The sequence below is a fragment of the Nocardioides luteus genome, from assembly GCF_000960475.2.
In the GTDB taxonomy this organism is placed as follows: domain Bacteria; phylum Actinomycetota; class Actinomycetes; order Propionibacteriales; family Nocardioidaceae; genus Nocardioides; species Nocardioides luteus_A.
In genome coordinates, this window is record NZ_JZDQ02000063.1 from 1 (window position 1) to 15,825 (window position 15,825).

Genomic DNA, 15,825 nt, shown 5'->3' on the forward strand with positions numbered 1-15,825 from the left:
CCGCCACTCGGCGGCCCGTCGCCAGTGTCTCCGCAGAACCTGCCGGTCGGGCCAGTAGCCGGCCCCGAGCCCGGCGGCGTAGGCGGCGCCGCGGGAGACCGTCTCGGCCACCATCGGACGTACGACGGGGATGTCGAGGAAATCGGCGATGGTCTGCATGAGCAGGTTGTCGGCGGTCATGCCGCCGTCGACGGCCAGCCGCGTCAGCGGCGCCGAGGCGTCGGCGTTCATCGCGTCGATGACCTCGCGGGTCTGCCAGGCGGTGGCCTCGAGGACGGCGCGGCACAGGTGCGCCTTGGTGACGTACGAGGTCAGCCCGACGATCACGCCGCGGGCATCGGGCTCCCAGTGCGGTGCGTACAGGCCGGTGAACGCCGGGACGACGTAGCAGCCACCGTTGTCCGCGACGGTCAGTGCCTGGGTCTCGATCTCCGCGGCCGAGCGGATCAGCCCGAGGCTGTCGCGGAACCACTGCACGAGCGAGCCGGCGACGGCGATCGACCCCTCCAACGCATAGGCAGCGGGCTCACCCTCCATCGCATGCGCCACCGTGGTGATCAGCCCGTGCTGCGAGCGCACCGGCGACGTGCCGGTGTTGAGGAGCAGGAAACCACCCGTGCCGAAGGTGCACTTCGCGTCGCCACGGTCGAACCCGGCCTGTCCGAAGAGCGACGCCTGCTGGTCGCCGATCACCGCGGTCAGCGGGATCCCGTCGACCGGCGCGACCGTGGTCCCGAAGGAGGAGACCGTGGGCCGGATCTCAGGCAGCATCGCCCGCGGCACCCGCATCGCCGCCAGCAGATCCGGGTCCCAGTCGAGCGTGTGGAGGTTCATCAGCATCGTACGGCTCGCGTTGGTCACGTCGGTGACATGAACCCCGCCGGAGACCCCGCCCGTCAGGTTCCAGACCAGCCACGAGTCCATCGTCCCGAACAGCAGATCGCCGCGCTCGGCGCGCGACCGCAACGACGGGGACGAGTCGAGCAGCCAGCGCACCTTCGGCCCGGAGCAGTACGTCACCAGCGGCAGCCCGCTCCGAGCCTGGATCTCCGCCTCCGGCATGTCCGCGGCGATGGCCGGCAGCACGGCGGACGACCGGGTGTCCTGCCACACGATGGCGTTGTGGACCGGCCGACCGGTGTGCCGGTCCCACACCACCGTGGTCTCGCGCTGGTTGGTGATCCCGAGCCCGACGACCTGGTCCACGGAAGCACCCGCATCCGCGAGCGCCTCCGGCATCACCCGGCAGACGATGTCCCAGATCTCCAGCGGGTCGTGCTCGACCCAGCCCGCGCGCGGATAGTGCTGGTGGTGCTCCCGCTGCGCCAGCGAGACCATCCGGCCCTCGCGGTCGAAGAGCATGCACCGGGTCGACGTCGTGCCCTGGTCCAGCGCGGCCACATACCGCGGAAGGCTCATGCCGCCCGGCCATGGCCGAGCGCCCGCGAGATCGACCGGGAGACCCCGACGACCTCCTCGACGAGATCGCGGCGAGGCAGGCCACGCGCATCACACAGCCGCACCACCGGCCCGGCGATGCCGACCGCCGCGACCACGTACCCGTCCTGGTCCCGCACCGGCGCCGCGATCCCGGCCAGGTCCGGCCGGGCCTCGGAGACGGCGGCGGCCCACCCGGTGTCGCGCGCGTCCGCCAGTGCCCGCAACAGCGCCGAGCGGTCGGTGATCGTCCGGAACGTCAGCCGGTCCAGCCGCTGCCCGACGATGCTGCGAGCCGCACCGGGGTCGTACGCGACGAGGACCTTCCCCAGGGCGGTCGCATGCAGCGGCAGCGACCGGCCGGTGTCCATCACCGGCATCCCCGGCCCTGCGCGGATGACATGGTGCGCCACCACCGCCGCCCCGTCGCGGTAGGCCGCGATCCGCGCCTCCTCGCCCGTACGCGCCGCCAGCGTGTCCACCCAGTTGAGCGTCTCCGAGCGCAGCTCGTTGAGATCGAGCGTCACGGACCCGAGATGGAGCAGCCCCGCCCCGACCAGGTAGCGCCCGGTGGCCGGATCCTGGTCGACGAACCCCGCCCCCACCAACGTACGCAGCAACCCGTGCACCGTCGGTTTGGCCAGCCCCACAGCGGCCGCCAGCCGGCCCAGAGGCATCGGCTCACTCTCAGCGGAGAGCACACGCAGCAGCGCAGCCGCCCGCTCGACGGATTGCACGGTCCGAGACATCGGGTAAAAGCGTAGGGCCCGAACAAATCCCCTACCCCGACTTCGAGGTTGCGGGGACCGCCTGGTGCCACCCGGCGAGACACAGGTGCGTTCGACGATGCCGAACGCGCGTCGTTGTGACGCCCGTCACGTATCCCTACGGTGCACAGGTCCGCCAACCCCACACGGCAGGAGCAGCGCATGACAGACAGAAAGCTCATCGGGGAGCTCAGCGCCGAGTTCGCCGGGACGATGATCCTGATCCTCTTCGGAGTCGGTGTGGTCGCGCAGGTCGTGACCGGCGACGGCGGCCTCGGCGACCACGACTCGATCGCCTGGGCCTGGGGGATCGGGGTGATGCTGGGCATCTACACCGCGGGACGGATCAGCGGCGCCCACCTCAACCCGGCCGTCAGCCTCGCGATGGCGGTCTTCGGCGACTTCGAGTGGCGCAAGGTGCTGCCCTACAGCGTCGCCCAGATCCTCGGCGCCTTCGTCGGGGCCCTCATCGTGCGGGCGGCCTACGGTGATGCGATCGCCAGCGTCGACCCCGGCCACACCCACGCCACCCAGGGCATCTTCTCGACCCTCCCTGGCAACGGCGACGCCGCGCTCGGCGTCACCCTCACGACCGCCTTCGCCGACCAGGTGATCGGCACCGCGATCCTGCTGTTCCTGATCATGGCGATCACCGACGCCCGCAACTCAGCCCCGATCGCCTGGTTCGCGCCCATCGCGATCGCGTTCGTGATCGTCGGGATCGGGATGGCCTGGGGTGCCAACGCCGGCTACGCCATCAACCCCGCCCGCGACTTCGGGCCGCGGCTGGCCTCCTTCGTCACCGGCTACGACGGCGCCTGGGTGACCGCCGCCGGCGACCTCTACTTCTGGATCCCGATCGTCGCCCCGCTCGTCGGTGGACTCATCGGTGCCGGAGCGTACAAGGTGTTGATCGCACGCTTCCTGCCCGCCGAGGAGCAGGCTGAGGAGACCAGCGACCTGCCCGCCGCCGCCTGACCACCGATCACCCGGACACCAAGAACCCGAGAGGAACGACATGCCCGACTACGTCGCAGCCGTCGACCAAGGCACCACCAGCACCCGTTGCATGATCTTCGACCACGGCGGCAACGAGGTGGCCCGCCACCAGCTCGAGCACGAGCAGATCATGCCGAAGGCGGGCTGGGTGGAGCACAACCCGGTGGAGATCTGGGAGCGCACCAGCTCGGTCATCCAGACCGCGCTCGGCCGCAAGGGACTCACGGACAAGGACATCGCCGCGCTCGGCATCACCAACCAGCGCGAGACCACGGTCGTGTGGAACAGGAAGACCGGGCGCCCCTACTACAACGCCATCGTCTGGCAGGACACCCGCACCGACCGGATCGCCTCGGCGCTCGACCGGGACGAACGAGGCGACATCATCCGCCGCAAGGCCGGTCTCCCGCCCGCGACCTACTTCGCCGGCGGCAAGATCCAGTGGATCCTGGAGAACGTCGACGGTGTCCGCGAGGCGGCAGAGGCCGGCGACGCCATCTTCGGCACCACCGACAGCTGGGTCGTCTGGAACCTGACCGGCGGGCCCCATGGCGGCGTACACGTCACCGACGTCACCAACGCCAGCCGCACCATGCTGATGAACCTCGAGACCCTCGACTGGGACGACGAGCTGCTCGGCTTCTTCGACATCCCGCGCCAGATGCTCCCGGAGATCCGCCCCTCCTCCGAGCCCAACGCCTACGGCACCACGCTCGCGCACGGACCTCTCAAGGGCGAGATCCCGATCACCGGCATCCTCGGCGACCAGCAGGCGGCCATGGTCGGCCAGGTCTGCCTGGACGCGGGCGAGGCCAAGAACACCTACGGCACCGGCAACTTCCTCCTCCTCAACACCGGCCAGGAGCTCGTCCGCTCCGAGAACGGCCTCCTCACCACGGTCTGCTACCAGTTCGGCGACCAGCCCCCGACGTACGCCCTGGAGGGCTCGATCGCCGTCACCGGCTCCGCGGTGCAGTGGCTGCGCGACCAGCTCCGGGTGATCAGCAACGCCGCCCAGTCCGAGACGCTGGCCAGGGAGGTCGAGGACAACGGCGGGGTCTACTTCGTGCCCGCCTTCTCCGGTCTCTTCGCCCCCTACTGGCGCTCCGACGCCCGCGGCGTGATCGTCGGCCTGTCCCGGTTCAACACCAGCGGCCACATCGCCCGGGCGACCCTCGAGTCGATCTGCTACCAGAGCCGCGACGTCGCCGACGCGATGGAGAAGGACTCCGGCGTACGCCTCGAGGTCCTCAAGGTCGACGGCGGTGTCACCGTCAACGAGCTGTGCATGCAGATCCAGGCTGACGTCCTGGGCGTCGAGGTCAGCCGTCCGGTGGTGGCCGAGACGACGGCCCTCGGAGCCGCCTACGCCGCCGGGCTCGCGGTCGGCTTCTGGAAGGACACCGACGAGCTGCGCCAGAACTGGAACGAGTCCAAGCGCTGGAAGCCGGCCTGGAGCGAGGAGCAGCGCGAGGCCGGCTACGCGGGCTGGCGCAAGGCCGTCGACCGCACCCTGAACTGGGTCGACGTCGACTGACGGCGTCGTTTGAAAACGCCCCGTTTGGGGTATGTGCGGGGCACCCGGTCGGACGTACGTTGCGAGTGGGCCCGGCCGGGGCCCAGGATCTGCCTCGACCGGTCCGTTGGCACACCGACGACCGAGGAGGCAGCAATGTTCATCCAGATGATCCAGGGCCCCTGTACCCGGCAGGACGAGGCTCACCAGTTGCTCGACGAGTGGCGGCGCGACCTGGCTCCGGGCGCGAACGGGTGGCTCGGCGGCACCTACGGGTTCACCGACGACAACCAGCTCATCGGGGTGGTCCGCTTCGAGTCCCGGGAGATGGCGATGGCCAACTCCGACCGCCCCGAGCAGGGCGAGTGGGCCGCGAAGATGGCGGAGATCATGGACGGGCCGATGGAGTTCCACGACTGCGACGACGTCACGCTGCTCTTCGACGGCGGCTCCGACGACGCCGGGTTCGTGCAGATCATCCGCGGCAAGGTCGACGACCCGAGCCGACTCAAGGCGATGCTGGCCGACACCACCCAGCTGCACGAGATGCGCCCGGAGATCCTCGGTGGCACCCTAGCGATCGAGGAGGACGGCAGCTTCGTCGAGACCGTCGCGTTCACCAGCGAGGACGCGGCGCGCAAGGGCGAGCAGCTCGAGCCCCCGGAGGACGTACGCCGCGAGCTCGACTACGCGATGAAGGGTGCGACCTTCTACGACCTCCACCACCCGTGGTTCGAGAGCGCCTGAGGGGGCCGTGATGCTGACCGACAGCAAGGTGATGGCGAACATCCCGGCCGCCGACCTCGAGCGGGCTCGCCGCTTCTACGCGGACAAGCTCGGCCTCGAGCCCACCGACGAGAACCCGGGCGGGCTGTTCTACACGACGGCGGGCGGGACGTCCTTCCACCTCTACGAGACCGATCAGGCCGGCAAGGCCGGCCACACGATCGCTCAGTTCCACGTGGCCGACGTCCGCAAGGAGGTCGACGACCTGGGCACCAAGGGCATCAGCTTCGAGCACTACGACATGCCCGGGGTCACCTGGGACGGCGATGTCGCCGGGATGGGCGACGCCGGGCACGCGGCCTGGTTCAAGGACAGCGAGGACAACATCCTCTGCATCGACGACATGGTGCCCGCCTGACGTCGAGCGGCACGGGGCCCGGCTGACTCAGCCGGGTCCCTCGCCCGCGCCGACGTGCTGAGCCAGGTAGGCCTGGAGCCCGACCCGGTCGATGGCGTCGAGCTGCGACTCGAACCAGTCGGCGTGCTTCTCCTCGTCGCGGACCATCTCCTCGAAGACGGCAGCGGTGCCGTGGTCGCCGAGCTGGTGGCACTCCTCGGCGCCGGCGTTGAACTGGGCGACCGCGGCGCGCTCGCTCGCCAGGGCGAGGGAGAGCATCTCCTCGGCGGTCTCGCCGACCTGGATGGCGTTGAGCCGCTGCACGTTCGGGTGGCCGTCGAACAGCAGGATCCGGTTGATGATGTCGTCGGCGTCGCGCATCTCGTCGATGGAGAGGTCGTAGAAGACCTTCCCGAGCTTGGGCAGACCCCAGTTGTCGAGCATCCGGGCGTGCAGGAAGTAGGTGTTGGTGACCGTGAGCTCGAACGTGAGCGCCTCGTTGAGGAGCTCGACGACGCGTGGATCGACTGGCTGCATGTGACGCACCTCCGGTGACGGGATCTGTCCCCGATACTTGCACGTCGCCCCGGGAGTGAGGACAGACTCAGTTTGTGACCGGTTGCGTCAGCTGGCTGCGCCGTCGGCGACGAGGTGAGAGCACTCGTGCTCGAGGTGCTGGGTGACCAGCTTCTTCACCGAGAAGATGCAGGCGCCGCAGTCCTGGGCGGCGCCCGTCGAGCGGCAGATCGCGCTGACCGTACGCGCCCCGTCGGCCAGCGCGGCGTCGACGTCACGGTCCGTGACGACTCGGCACTGGCAGACGATCATGAGATTAGGTTAGCCGACCCTAAGCGTGATGACGAGTGGACGTCTCAGTTCTTACCTTTCTCCCCGTTCGGACGGGCCCGCGCGCAGATTCACATTCTCCCGGTATGGTCCACGTCACACTCTTGCTCCCGGCCCTCGGAGGATCCCTTGCGCATCGCAGTCATCGGCACCGGCTTCGGCGGGCTGGCCGCCACGATCGAGCTCAAGAAGCGCGGCCACGACGACATCGTGGTATTCGAGAAGGCCGGTGACGTCGGCGGCGTCTGGCGGGAGAACACCTACCCGGGCGCCGCCTGCGACGTACCCTCCAGCCTCTACTCGTTCTCCTTCGAGCCCAACCCGCACTGGCCCCACAAGTTCTCCCGCCAGCCCGCGATCCTCGACTACATCCACAAGGTCGTCGACAAGTACGACGTACGCCGCCACATCCGCTTCCACACCGAGGTGACCGCCGCCAGGTGGGACGACGAGACGAAGACCTGGCGGCTCGGGCTCAGCACGGGAAAGACCGAGACGGTCGACCTGTTCGTCCCCGCGGTCGGTCAGCTCTCGCGTCCCTCGATCCCGAGCATCCCCGGCGCCGACACGTTCTGCGGAGAGGCGTTCCACTCCGCCGAGTGGAACCACGATCTCAGCCTCACCGGCAAGCGGGTCGCGGTGATCGGCACCGGGGCGAGCGCGATCCAGTTCGTGCCCGAGGTGCGGAAGGACGCGGCGAGGGTGCTCGTCTTCCAGCGCTCGGCGCCCTACATCGTCCCGCGCAAGGACTTCGAGCGCACCGACCCCGCCCACCCGATCCCGCAGCTCCTCGATCGCGCGAAGATCTGGACGCAGGCCGAGTGGCTGACGACGACCTTCCACATCAAGCCGCTCTCCGCGGTCATGCGCACCTGGTCCAAGCGGCACATGCAGGCGCAGACCGCCGCCAAGCCGGGCCTCTTCGAGAAGGTCTGGCCCGACTACCCGTTCGGCTGCAAGCGCGTCCTCTTCGCCGACGACTACCTGCCGGCCCTCGCTCAGCCCAACGTCGACGTGATCACCACCGACATCACCGAGATCAGCCCGACGGGCGTCACTACCGTGGACGGCCGGCACCACGAGGCCGACGTGATCATCTGGGGCACCGGGTTCAAGGCCACCGACTTCCTCGCCCCGATGACTATCACCGGCACGCAGGGCCGCGACCTGCACACCCACTGGAAGGACGGTGCCCACGCCTACCACGGCATGACCGTCCCCGGCTTCCCCAACCTGTTGATCATGTACGGCCCCAACACCAACACCGGCGGCGGCTCGATCATCTTCTTCCTGGAGACCCAGGCCCGCTATCTGGGCCGCTACGCCGATCACATCGCCGAGGCCGGTCCGCTCGAGGTCCGGGCGGAGGTCGAGGAGGCGTACGACGCCCGGATCCAGGAGAAGCTGGCCGACAGCGTCTGGAGCAGATGCACGTCGTGGTACCGCGAGAAGAACGGCCGCATCACCACCAACTGGCCCAGCATCTCGGCCCGCTACCGCCGCAGCGCCAGCTACGACAAGGCCGACTACACGCCCGCCTGAAACGATCTGATGGGCCATTGTGACCAAGCTGTGCATTCCCTTATCCGTGTGGTAGGCCACATACTCGAAGGGATGACTACCTCAACCCCCCGGCGGCGACACTTCGCCGCGAGTCCGTTCAAGACTGATCCCGAGCCGGTCATTGAGCAGTTCGAGTCCGGAGACCTCGTCTCCCATGACTCATTCGGCCTGGGTCGGGTCGTCAACAAGGAAACGGCCGCAGTCACTGTCGACTTCGGTCCCCAGCTGGTTCGCATTCCCAGCCCCTTCCCCAAGCTTGCCAAGCTCTGACCACCGTCTGAGCTGAAAGAGATCGCCCTCCCCGAGCACTGCTCGAGGAGGGCGATCTCTGTGTCCGAGGCCTACTTCTTCTTCACCGGGTAAGCGGCGTCGACCTCCACCTCGACGAGCCACCCGTCCACCGGCAGGTTCTCGATCTCGAGCGCGAACCGTGAGGGACGAGCCGGGTTGACGACCATCGGAGCCGCCGGCGCAGCGGTGCCCAGCGGCACCGGGATGACCTCCCCGGTCGAGACCGACGTGTTCGCGAAGAACTGCCGATAGGCCCGGTTCCAGCCCGCGAAGTCCATCTTCGCCTCGCCCGCGGGGTTCTGCAGGAAGACCCGCATCGTGATCACGTCCTCGTAGGAGAGCCCGGCCGCCTCGAGGTTCTCCCCGATCCGCCGCAGCGCGTTGATCCCCTGCGCCTCGGTGATGGTCACGCCCGGCGGCAGCTGGCCACCCGGGAACACCTCGGTGTCGATGTAGCCCAGCTCGCCGCTCGCGCCGGTGTTGAGCCGGGACGGACCGAGCCCGCTGGTCTTGTAGATCGCGGCCGCCGGCCCGATCGCGACACCGTTGGCGATCGACGGGTTGTCCTGACCGGCCGGCAGCACCGAGACCGTCTCCCCACCACGCGGCGGGAACGGCGACCAGGTGCTCCCGGCCACCGCCGCGGTGGGAGCGACCAGGGCTGCGGTCAACCCGACCACAGCCACCACCTTCGTACGCGGCGACATCATGCCGTCACCCGCGCGTGCAGCTTCTCGACGGCTGCCCGGGCAGCCGTGATCGCACCGTGCTGCCACGCGACCGCGTGGCTGAGGTGGTCGCCGGCGAAGTAGGTGTTGCCGGTGGCGTCCAGCAGCCGGGTGTAGAGCGGATCGGTGTCCGCCGTCGTCGAGTAGGCCCACGCTCCCTCGGAGAACTTCTGCGACTTCCAGTCCTGGCTGTAGGAGGCGGTGATCCCCTCGCCGTAGACGTCCCCGAAGATCTGCTTGCCCATGTCCACCGCACGCGAGAGCCGCTGGGCCGGGGTGAGCGCGCCGTAGGTGTCGGCCGCGCTACCGGTGTTGTAGTAGCCGATCATCGTGCCCTTGTCCCCGTGGAACCCGTACGACGGGTGCCACATGTTGCGCAGGTCGAGCCGGGTGTTCGTGATCCCGCCGTAGATCCGGAAGTCCTCCTCCCACCAGCGACGGTCGTACTCGATCCCGATCTTGCCGGCGTTGGAGGGCCCGAAGGACTTCAGGCTCGCGGTGATGTCGTCGCCGAGGTTGTGCGGGATCTTGGCCGCGATCTGCGGTGGCATGCAGTTGATCGCGAAGTCCGCCTCGATGAGCTCGGTCCTGCCGCGAGCCTTGTAGGCCACCGAGACGCCGGTCGAGGTGTTCTTCCACTCGACGACCTCGGCCCCGTAGCGGATGTTCTTCGCCCCGACGGCCTTGGCGAAGGCGTACGGGATCGCGTCCATGCCGCCCACCGGCTGATACATCATCATCGCCTGGTCGTAGCCGAACTCGAAGGAGAAGTACTGTCCCAGGCCCGCGGCCAGCACAGCGCTCATCGCGTGCGGCGCCACCTCGGTGCCGGACTCCTGGCCCGCACCCGGCTCGACGGTGTAGCCCGCGCGGCTGGATCCGGTGTAGGCGTACCCCTCCTCCTTGGTGCCGATGTCCCCGAAGCTGCGCAGGAACGCGATCAGCGCCTCCTTGTCGTCGGCGGTCAGCTCCTCGTCGAGGGCGCCCTTGTCGGTCGCCTTCGCGAGCAGCTCGGAGACATAGCCGTACGTGTCGGCCTTCGCCTGGCGCATCTGCACCGCCCCGATTCCGTGGTCGCCGGGGTAGTAGAGCAGTGCGTTGGCGTTCTGGTTGGTGAACGCCTCGATCGGGACGCCGAGCTCCTTGCAGTAGTCGAGCGTGATGTGGCTCTGCGGCAGCCGGCCGGGCCCCGCGTTCATGTACTGACCCCGGGAGAACCCGGCGACCTGGGTGACCCCCTTCAGATCGGTCACCCGGGTGCCGCCGCGCACGGTGAAGTTGCGGCCACCGGGCCGGTCGCGGCCCTCGAGCACGGTGACCTTGTAGCCGCCCTTGAGCAGCTCGTACGCCGCGGTCAGCCCGGCGATGCCGCCGCCGAGGATGACGACCGACTTGCTGCCGGCCCGGGCGAGGTCCGAGGGTTGGGGAGGAGTGAAGGCGGGCGTCTCCGCGGCGTGCGCCGAGGTGAGTCCGAGAGCACCCATGCTGTGCAACATGACGCCTGCTCCGCCGGCGAGGCCGACGTTGCGCAGGAAGTTCCGACGTGACTGAGTCATGTGGGGTTCCAATCTGTTGGGAGGCACCCCGCAAGGTAAAGAGCGTTTGTTGCACCGCCATTGCGACCGTGTCTCGCTAGAACACGTGTTCCCCAACTCGCCAGTAGCCCTAGGATCGGCACCGTGACCGTCACCATCCGCGATGCAGTGCCCGCCGACGTACCCGAGATCCTCCGCCTCGTCCACGCCCTGGCCGTCTACGAGAAGGAGCCCGACGCGGTCGAGGCCACGGAGGCCGACTTCACCACGGCGCTCTTCCCCGAGTCGGGCAGCCCGACCACCCACTGCCTCATCGCCGAGAGCGCCGGCACGGTCATCGGCATCGCGGTCTGGTACGTCACCTTCTCCACCTGGACCGGCCGCAACGGCATCTGGCTCGAGGACCTCTTCGTCGACCCCGCCCACCGCGGCGCCGGCGCCGGCAAGGCCCTGCTCGTACGCCTCGCCGAGATCTGCGTCGAGAACGACTGGCGCCGCCTGGAGTGGTGGGTGCTGAAGTGGAACGAGCCGTCGATCGCCTTCTACCGCTCCCTCGGCTCGGTCCCGCAGGACGAGTGGGAGGTCCACCGCATCGACGGCGCCGAGCTGAAGGAGCTCGGCGCCGCCGGCCTCTGATCTCAGGCCCCGTACGCAGCGGCGAACCGCTCCGCCCACTCCCCGAACCCGCGCGCCGGCCTGCCGAGCAGCTCCTCGACGTGCGGGCTGATCGCCTGCTCGGCGTCGGTCGGGTTCCCGAGGATCGCGAGCGTCCCCTCGGCGACGGCCGACGGCATGAACGTCGCCATCTGGCGCAGCGCATCCTCCGGCGTCAGCTCGACGAACTCGAGTGGTCGTCCGGTCGCCGCCGCGATCTCTGCGACCTGCTCGCGAGGTGTGATCGCGACCGGCCCGGTGATCTCGTACGTCCTCCCGGCATGACCGTCCTCGGTCAGGACCACCGCGGCGACCTCGGCGATGTCGAGCGGGTCGACCACGGGAAGCGCGACGTCGCCGAAGGGTGCGTGGACGGTGTTCGTCTCCTGGACCATCGGCACCCAGGCGAGCGCGTTGCTCGCGAAACCGCCCGGACGCAGGATCGTCCACTCCATCGCCGAGCCCCGCACCGCGTCCTCGAGCTCGACGAGCGGCGCGTGCGACGGCGTGCCCGGCCGGGTGCCGACGGCCTGGGACGACTGCAGCACGACCCGGCGTACGCCTGCCGCCTCCGCATGCTTCATCAGTGCCGGTCCGTCGACATGGGCGCCGGCACCACTGACGAGAAGGAACAAGGCGTCGGCGCCGGCGAGGGCGGGGGCCAGCGTCGCGACGTCGGCGAGGTCGGCCGCCGCGGTGACGACTCCGGGCCGCGTCGGCAGCGGTGCCGACTGCGCGCGCGAGACGGCGGTGACGGCGTGCCCGGCGTCGGCCAGCAGCTCGACGAGCGGGCGTCCGACGTTCCCCGTCGCTCCGGTGATGACGATCATCGAGGGTCTCCATTCATCCGTGGGATCTGATGGAGACAGACGTTAGATCCCTCGATACAGTGGGTTCCCCAAGGTAAGTATTGGAGCGACATGACCTGGCGTCCGAGCACCGGCGAGCCGGTGGCTGCCTGCCCGATCACCCCGGCGGTGGAGCTGATCTTCAGCCGGTGGACCACCCCGATCCTGTGGGCCCTGCACGAGTTCGGCACCCAGCGCTTCGTGGAGCTGGAGCGCCGCCTGGGCACGATCTCCTCGAAGGTGCTGACCCAGCGGCTCCGCCAGCTCGAGCGCGACGGCCTCGTCGAGCGCCGCTACCACGCCGAGGTCCCGCCACGGGTGGAGTACGACATCACCGACCTCGGCCGCAGCCTCCAGCCGGTCTTCGCCGCCGTCGGCACCTGGTCCGAGACCAACATGTCGTCGGTGGAGAAGGCGCGGGAGGCCTACACCGGTCCGCTACCCCGCTGACGCCGGCTGCGGCGCAGCTCCCGGTCCGGGCAGCACCTCGACGTCGTCGGCGTGCATCGGCTCGCCACACTGGGAGCACCGCAGATCGACCCGCGCGATCTCCCCGCACGCATGGTGCCGGTAGAGAACGGGCGGCCCGGCCTCTCCGGCGAGCCACTTGTCGCCCCAGCCGACCATCACCATCAGGACGTCGACCAGCTCGCGCCCCTTCTCTGTCAGCACGTACTCATAGCGCGGCCGGTTGTCGTAGGCCTGCTTCTCCAGCACCCCGTGCTCGACCAGGTGCCCGAGCCGTTCGGTGAGCACCTTCCGCGAGATCCCGAGATCCGCCTGGATCTGGTCGAACCGGTTCATCCCGACCCAGATGTCGCGCAGCACGAGAGGCGACCACGGCTCCCCGATCACATCGAGCGTCCGCGCGATCGAGCACGCCATCTCGGCGAAGTTCGTACGTTGCATGCCCCGAATCTACCATTTGGGGTTCCCTGAGGGAACTCTGAGTGCTACGGTCGCAGAGTCTCTTCAAGAAACTCCAACCTTCAGGGAGCGATCATGAGCAAGGTCCTGGCAGCACTCTCGGTCTCCGTCGACGGCTTCATCACCGGACGGGACCCGGGCCCGGGTCGGGGCCTGGGCGACGGTGGTGTCCTCTTCGACTGGTACTTCGACGGCGACACCCCCAGCCAGGTCTTCGACGGCTTCAAGCTCTCCGAGCCGAGCGCCCGCGTCTTCGATGCGCTCGCCACCCGCGACGGCGTCAGCCTCGCCGGCCGCAACACCTACGACGACTCCGGCTGGGACCAGGGCGGAGCCCCGCACCCCACGGCTCCGCTGGTCGTCCTCTCCCATCGCCCCGCCCCGGCGACGCACGACCGCCAGACCTTCGCCACCACCATCGAGGACGCGATCGCCGTCGCCAAGGAACAGGCGGGCGGGAAGGACGTCGGCCTGATGGGAGGCGGCGTCGTGACCGCGGCGCTGGAGGCCGGGCTCGTCGACGAGATCGTGCTCCACCAGGTCCCGGTCCTCCTCGGCGCCGGCCGCCGCTTCTTCAACGAGCTCCCCGCGCACATCTCGCTCGAGATCGTCGACGTCGTCCCCGCCCCCGGCGTCACCCACCTCCACTACCGCGTCATCCGCTGACCACCGCAGCCAAGGAGAAGAACCGATGATCAACCCCGACGTACGCCCCTTCCTCGAGGGCACCAACCTGGCCCATGTCGCCACCATCGGACCCGACGGCGCCCCGCGCACCTCCCCGGTCTGGACCGGCACCCACGGCGACCACGTCGTCTTCCTCACCGGCAACCGCGGCCGCAAGTACCGCAACCTCCAGGCCGACCCGCGCATCGCGCTCTCCCTGGCCCCGCCGGAGAACGACTACATGCCGGTCATCCTGCGCGGCCGCGTCGTCGGCTGGGTCGAGGACGAGAGCCGCTGGGAGATCATCGACGAGATCGCCACCCGATACACCGGCGGGCCCTACACCCGCGAGGTCGACGCCTTCGGCGACCGCGCCGTCGCGCTGATCGAGCTCGACCACCAGCACATCGGTCTCGGCTGATCCCTCCTCCGGCTCACCGCTCCCCGAGGACGGTCGCCACCAACCCTTCGACCTCGTCCGTACGCAGCGGGGCCGGCGTCATCAGCCGCCGGTAGAACACCGCCCCCGCCAGCGCCTCCGCGGCCCGCTCCGGGTCGCCGACAGGATGTCCCGACTCCTGCAGCCGGGTGAGGGCATCGACCAACCGCGTACGCCGCTCAGTGCTGTAACGGTGGTGCAGCTCCCGCAGCCCGGGGTCCCGCTCGGCGCCGTCGAGGACGGCGGGGAGGCAGTCGGACATCAACGAGGACTGCATCGCGGTGGCGAGATGCTCGACGATCGCGACCACATCGGCGCGAGGGTCCTGTCCGCCCGCCTCCGGGCGTGGCTGCACGTTGAGCGTCTCCATGGCTGCCGCGACCAGGCTGAGCCGATCGTGGCCGAGCCGGTAGATCGTGCTCCGGGCCACCCCGGCACGAGTGGCGACGCCGTCGATGCTGAAACCGCCGTATCCCCGCTCGGCGAGCTCCGCGAGCGCCGCCTCGAGCACTCGCTCCCGGCTGCGCACCACCCGAGGGTCTGTTCGCCCTTGACGAGAAGCCATGTGTGGAGCCTACTATGCAACAGTGGTGTTGCAGAAAGGAGAAGCAGATGATTCCCGGATTCCGCTACATCGTCGACGACGTTCCCGCCGCCGTCGCCTTCTACCGTGAGCTCGGGTTCGAGGACGTCGGTCCGAGAGCCGGCGGGTTCGCCATGCTCGAGGGGCACGGGCTGAGGCTGATGCTGAACACTCCTGGTGCTGGCGGCGCCGGACAGTCGGCCGATGACGGGACCGCGCCCAGCCCTGGTGGTTGGAGCCGCATCCAGCTCGAGGTGTCCGACATCGACGAGGAGCTCCGGCGTCTGAGCGACGCAGGGGCTCGGGTACGCACCAGCCGCATCGACGGCCGGGGCGGAGCCCAGGCGGTGATCGAGGACCCGGCCGGCAACCCGGTCGAGCTCTTCACGCCCGCCTGACCAGCGGGTACGAGGCCCCTGGTGCCGGCTCCGGCAAACGGGCCACGGGCCTTGTCCCGGGGGTCTACAGTGGGGGCCAGAACATCGCACGAAAAAAGTTGCCCTGGCGATTTGAAACGGCGTCAGGGTGTGTGTAGTGTTCTCCGAGTCGCCAGGGTGCGGCGGGAAGCAAGCGCGAGTCTTCGGGCGGGCTTCCGGCCCCGGAGCGGCCACCTCCACTCTTCGAGCATCGCTCGATCCAGGGTGTTCTGGCAGCGGGTCTCAGGACTTGCAGCAGGACAAGATCTGATTCACGTCGGATCGTCATGGCTGTGTTGGTGTGGATATTGCTTTTATCCGAATGCGGTGTGAATTCGCCGAATTGGTGGTGAAAGCGGGATCCGATAAAGTCCTCCAGGACTGAGGCGATAATGCTTCGAGTTTGAGCAGGAAAGCGCGGAATGCGCCGAATTGCGAAAGCGAGGAACACTCCGCTAAAGTCTGGTTAGACAAGGCAGAGAAACAG

General features: G+C 68.9%; 20 protein-coding genes. 11 read left to right on the top strand and 9 right to left on the bottom strand.

Annotated elements, in window-relative coordinates; translation table 11 throughout:
• Positions 1-1,419 (bottom strand): glycerol kinase GlpK (glpK, locus tag UG56_RS26915; protein ID WP_071327365.1); only part of this gene is annotated, 1,419 nt, incomplete at its 3' end.
• Positions 1,416-2,186: an IclR family transcriptional regulator gene (locus UG56_RS26920; RefSeq protein WP_045549227.1), complete on the bottom strand. Its 771-nt coding sequence runs from the start codon at positions 2,184-2,186 to the stop codon at positions 1,416-1,418. The genes glpK (UG56_RS26915) and UG56_RS26920, both read right to left, overlap by 4 nt.
• A gap of 180 nt (positions 2,187-2,366) precedes the next feature.
• Here UG56_RS26920 and UG56_RS26925 point away from each other — a divergent pair, with 180 nt between their 5' ends.
• The 4 genes from UG56_RS26925 to UG56_RS26940 all read left to right on the top strand — a co-directional run bounded on the left by UG56_RS26925 (position 2,367) and on the right by UG56_RS26940 (position 5,863).
• A complete protein-coding gene (locus tag UG56_RS26925; RefSeq protein WP_045549226.1) occupies positions 2,367-3,182 on the top strand; it encodes an MIP/aquaporin family protein in 816 nt (271 codons plus the stop codon).
• Between the two features lie 40 nt (positions 3,183-3,222).
• Positions 3,223-4,740 carry a glycerol kinase GlpK gene (gene glpK, locus UG56_RS26930; RefSeq protein ID WP_045549225.1) on the top strand — a complete coding sequence of 506 codons (1,518 nt, stop codon included), beginning with the start codon at positions 3,223-3,225 and terminating at the stop codon, positions 4,738-4,740.
• 135 nt (positions 4,741-4,875) lie between these two features.
• Positions 4,876-5,466, top strand: coding sequence for a hypothetical protein (locus UG56_RS26935; RefSeq protein WP_045549224.1), 591 nt, complete (start codon positions 4,876-4,878; stop codon positions 5,464-5,466).
• 10 nt (positions 5,467-5,476) lie between these two features.
• Entirely contained in the window at positions 5,477-5,863 is a 387-nt protein-coding gene (locus UG56_RS26940) for a VOC family protein (protein WP_045549245.1), read from the top strand.
• A 27-nt stretch (positions 5,864-5,890) separates the two neighbouring features.
• Here the strand turns inward: UG56_RS26940 and bfr are convergent, their stop codons facing one another.
• Entirely contained in the window at positions 5,891-6,379 is a 489-nt protein-coding gene (gene bfr / locus UG56_RS26945; RefSeq protein WP_045549223.1) for a bacterioferritin, read from the bottom strand.
• Between the two features lie 87 nt (positions 6,380-6,466).
• A complete protein-coding gene (locus UG56_RS26950; protein WP_045549222.1) occupies positions 6,467-6,670 on the bottom strand; it encodes a (2Fe-2S)-binding protein in 204 nt (67 codons plus the stop codon).
• Positions 6,671-6,817: 147 nt separating this feature from the next.
• Between UG56_RS26950 and UG56_RS26955 the strand changes: the two genes are divergently transcribed.
• Positions 6,818-8,230, top strand: a complete 1,413-nt coding sequence (locus UG56_RS26955) for a flavin-containing monooxygenase (protein WP_218145303.1) — start codon at positions 6,818-6,820, stop codon at positions 8,228-8,230.
• Between the two features lie 72 nt (positions 8,231-8,302).
• Entirely contained in the window at positions 8,303-8,521 is a 219-nt protein-coding gene (locus tag UG56_RS26960) for a hypothetical protein (RefSeq protein WP_040754833.1), read from the top strand.
• A gap of 71 nt (positions 8,522-8,592) precedes the next feature.
• On the opposite strand, the gene UG56_RS26965 is transcribed toward UG56_RS26960, so the two are convergent.
• A complete protein-coding gene (locus UG56_RS26965; protein ID WP_256206924.1) occupies positions 8,593-9,222 on the bottom strand; it encodes a Rid family hydrolase in 630 nt (209 codons plus the stop codon).
• A gap of 26 nt (positions 9,223-9,248) precedes the next feature.
• A complete protein-coding gene (locus UG56_RS26970) occupies positions 9,249-10,826 on the bottom strand; it encodes a flavin monoamine oxidase family protein (RefSeq protein WP_045549220.1) in 1,578 nt (525 codons plus the stop codon).
• 123 nt (positions 10,827-10,949) lie between these two features.
• Here UG56_RS26970 and UG56_RS26975 point away from each other — a divergent pair, with 123 nt between their 5' ends.
• Positions 10,950-11,441: a GNAT family N-acetyltransferase gene (locus UG56_RS26975; protein ID WP_045549219.1), complete on the top strand. Its 492-nt coding sequence runs from the start codon at positions 10,950-10,952 to the stop codon at positions 11,439-11,441.
• A 2-nt stretch (positions 11,442-11,443) separates the two neighbouring features.
• Here UG56_RS26975 and UG56_RS26980 read toward each other — a convergent pair whose 3' ends face one another.
• Positions 11,444-12,289, bottom strand: a complete 846-nt coding sequence (locus UG56_RS26980; protein ID WP_071327364.1) for an NmrA family NAD(P)-binding protein — start codon at positions 12,287-12,289, stop codon at positions 11,444-11,446.
• Positions 12,290-12,379: 90 nt separating this feature from the next.
• On the opposite strand from UG56_RS26980, the gene UG56_RS26985 reads away from it, so the two are divergent.
• Complete coding sequence (locus UG56_RS26985) at positions 12,380-12,757, top strand: winged helix-turn-helix transcriptional regulator (RefSeq protein WP_045551948.1); 378 nt, start codon at positions 12,380-12,382, stop codon at positions 12,755-12,757.
• On the opposite strand, the gene UG56_RS26990 is transcribed toward UG56_RS26985, so the two are convergent.
• The gene (locus tag UG56_RS26990) at positions 12,746-13,216 is read right to left on the bottom strand and encodes a winged helix-turn-helix transcriptional regulator (RefSeq protein WP_045551947.1); all 471 of its coding nucleotides are present in this window, start codon (positions 13,214-13,216) and stop codon (positions 12,746-12,748) included. The genes UG56_RS26985 and UG56_RS26990 overlap by 12 nt on opposite strands.
• A 93-nt stretch (positions 13,217-13,309) precedes the next feature.
• Here UG56_RS26990 and UG56_RS26995 point away from each other — a divergent pair, with 93 nt between their 5' ends.
• Entirely contained in the window at positions 13,310-13,900 is a 591-nt protein-coding gene (locus tag UG56_RS26995; RefSeq protein WP_045551946.1) for a dihydrofolate reductase family protein, read from the top strand.
• Between the two features lie 25 nt (positions 13,901-13,925).
• On the top strand, positions 13,926-14,321 hold the full coding sequence (locus UG56_RS27000) for a TIGR03618 family F420-dependent PPOX class oxidoreductase (protein WP_045551945.1): 396 nt from the start codon (positions 13,926-13,928) through the stop codon (positions 14,319-14,321).
• Between the two features lie 13 nt (positions 14,322-14,334).
• Here the strand turns inward: UG56_RS27000 and UG56_RS27005 are convergent, their stop codons facing one another.
• Positions 14,335-14,868: a TetR-like C-terminal domain-containing protein gene (locus UG56_RS27005; protein ID WP_177191562.1), complete on the bottom strand. Its 534-nt coding sequence runs from the start codon at positions 14,866-14,868 to the stop codon at positions 14,335-14,337.
• Between the two features lie 83 nt (positions 14,869-14,951).
• On the opposite strand from UG56_RS27005, the gene UG56_RS27010 reads away from it, so the two are divergent.
• Complete coding sequence (locus UG56_RS27010; RefSeq protein WP_045551943.1) at positions 14,952-15,320, top strand: VOC family protein; 369 nt, start codon at positions 14,952-14,954, stop codon at positions 15,318-15,320.
• The last annotated feature ends 505 nt before the right edge of the window (positions 15,321-15,825 follow it).

Excerpts from the sequence above, each read along its gene's own strand:
- UG56_RS26925 (WP_045549226.1), top strand. The coding sequence starts at position 2,367 with ATGACAGACAGAAAGCTCATCGGGGAGCTCAGCGCCGAGTTCGCCGGG.
- glpK (WP_045549225.1), top strand. The coding sequence starts at position 3,223 with ATGCCCGACTACGTCGCAGCCGTCGACCAAGGCACCACCAGCACCCGT.
- UG56_RS27010 (WP_045551943.1), top strand. The coding sequence starts at position 14,952 with ATGATTCCCGGATTCCGCTACATCGTCGACGACGTTCCCGCCGCCGTC.
- UG56_RS26995 (WP_045551946.1), top strand. The coding sequence starts at position 13,310 with ATGAGCAAGGTCCTGGCAGCACTCTCGGTCTCCGTCGACGGCTTCATC.
- bfr (WP_045549223.1), bottom strand. The coding sequence starts at position 6,379 with ATGCAGCCAGTCGATCCACGCGTCGTCGAGCTCCTCAACGAGGCGCTC.
- UG56_RS26950 (WP_045549222.1), bottom strand. The coding sequence starts at position 6,670 with ATGATCGTCTGCCAGTGCCGAGTCGTCACGGACCGTGACGTCGACGCC.
- UG56_RS26980 (WP_071327364.1), bottom strand. The coding sequence starts at position 12,289 with ATGATCGTCATCACCGGAGCGACGGGGAACGTCGGACGCCCGCTCGTC.
- UG56_RS26960 (WP_040754833.1), top strand. The coding sequence starts at position 8,303 with ATGACTACCTCAACCCCCCGGCGGCGACACTTCGCCGCGAGTCCGTTC.
- UG56_RS26920 (WP_045549227.1), bottom strand. The coding sequence starts at position 2,186 with ATGTCTCGGACCGTGCAATCCGTCGAGCGGGCGGCTGCGCTGCTGCGT.
- UG56_RS26985 (WP_045551948.1), top strand. The coding sequence starts at position 12,380 with ATGACCTGGCGTCCGAGCACCGGCGAGCCGGTGGCTGCCTGCCCGATC.
- UG56_RS27000 (WP_045551945.1), top strand. The coding sequence starts at position 13,926 with ATGATCAACCCCGACGTACGCCCCTTCCTCGAGGGCACCAACCTGGCC.
- UG56_RS26970 (WP_045549220.1), bottom strand. The coding sequence starts at position 10,826 with ATGACTCAGTCACGTCGGAACTTCCTGCGCAACGTCGGCCTCGCCGGC.
- UG56_RS26940 (WP_045549245.1), top strand. The coding sequence starts at position 5,477 with ATGCTGACCGACAGCAAGGTGATGGCGAACATCCCGGCCGCCGACCTC.
- UG56_RS26990 (WP_045551947.1), bottom strand. The coding sequence starts at position 13,216 with ATGCAACGTACGAACTTCGCCGAGATGGCGTGCTCGATCGCGCGGACG.
- UG56_RS26935 (WP_045549224.1), top strand. The coding sequence starts at position 4,876 with ATGTTCATCCAGATGATCCAGGGCCCCTGTACCCGGCAGGACGAGGCT.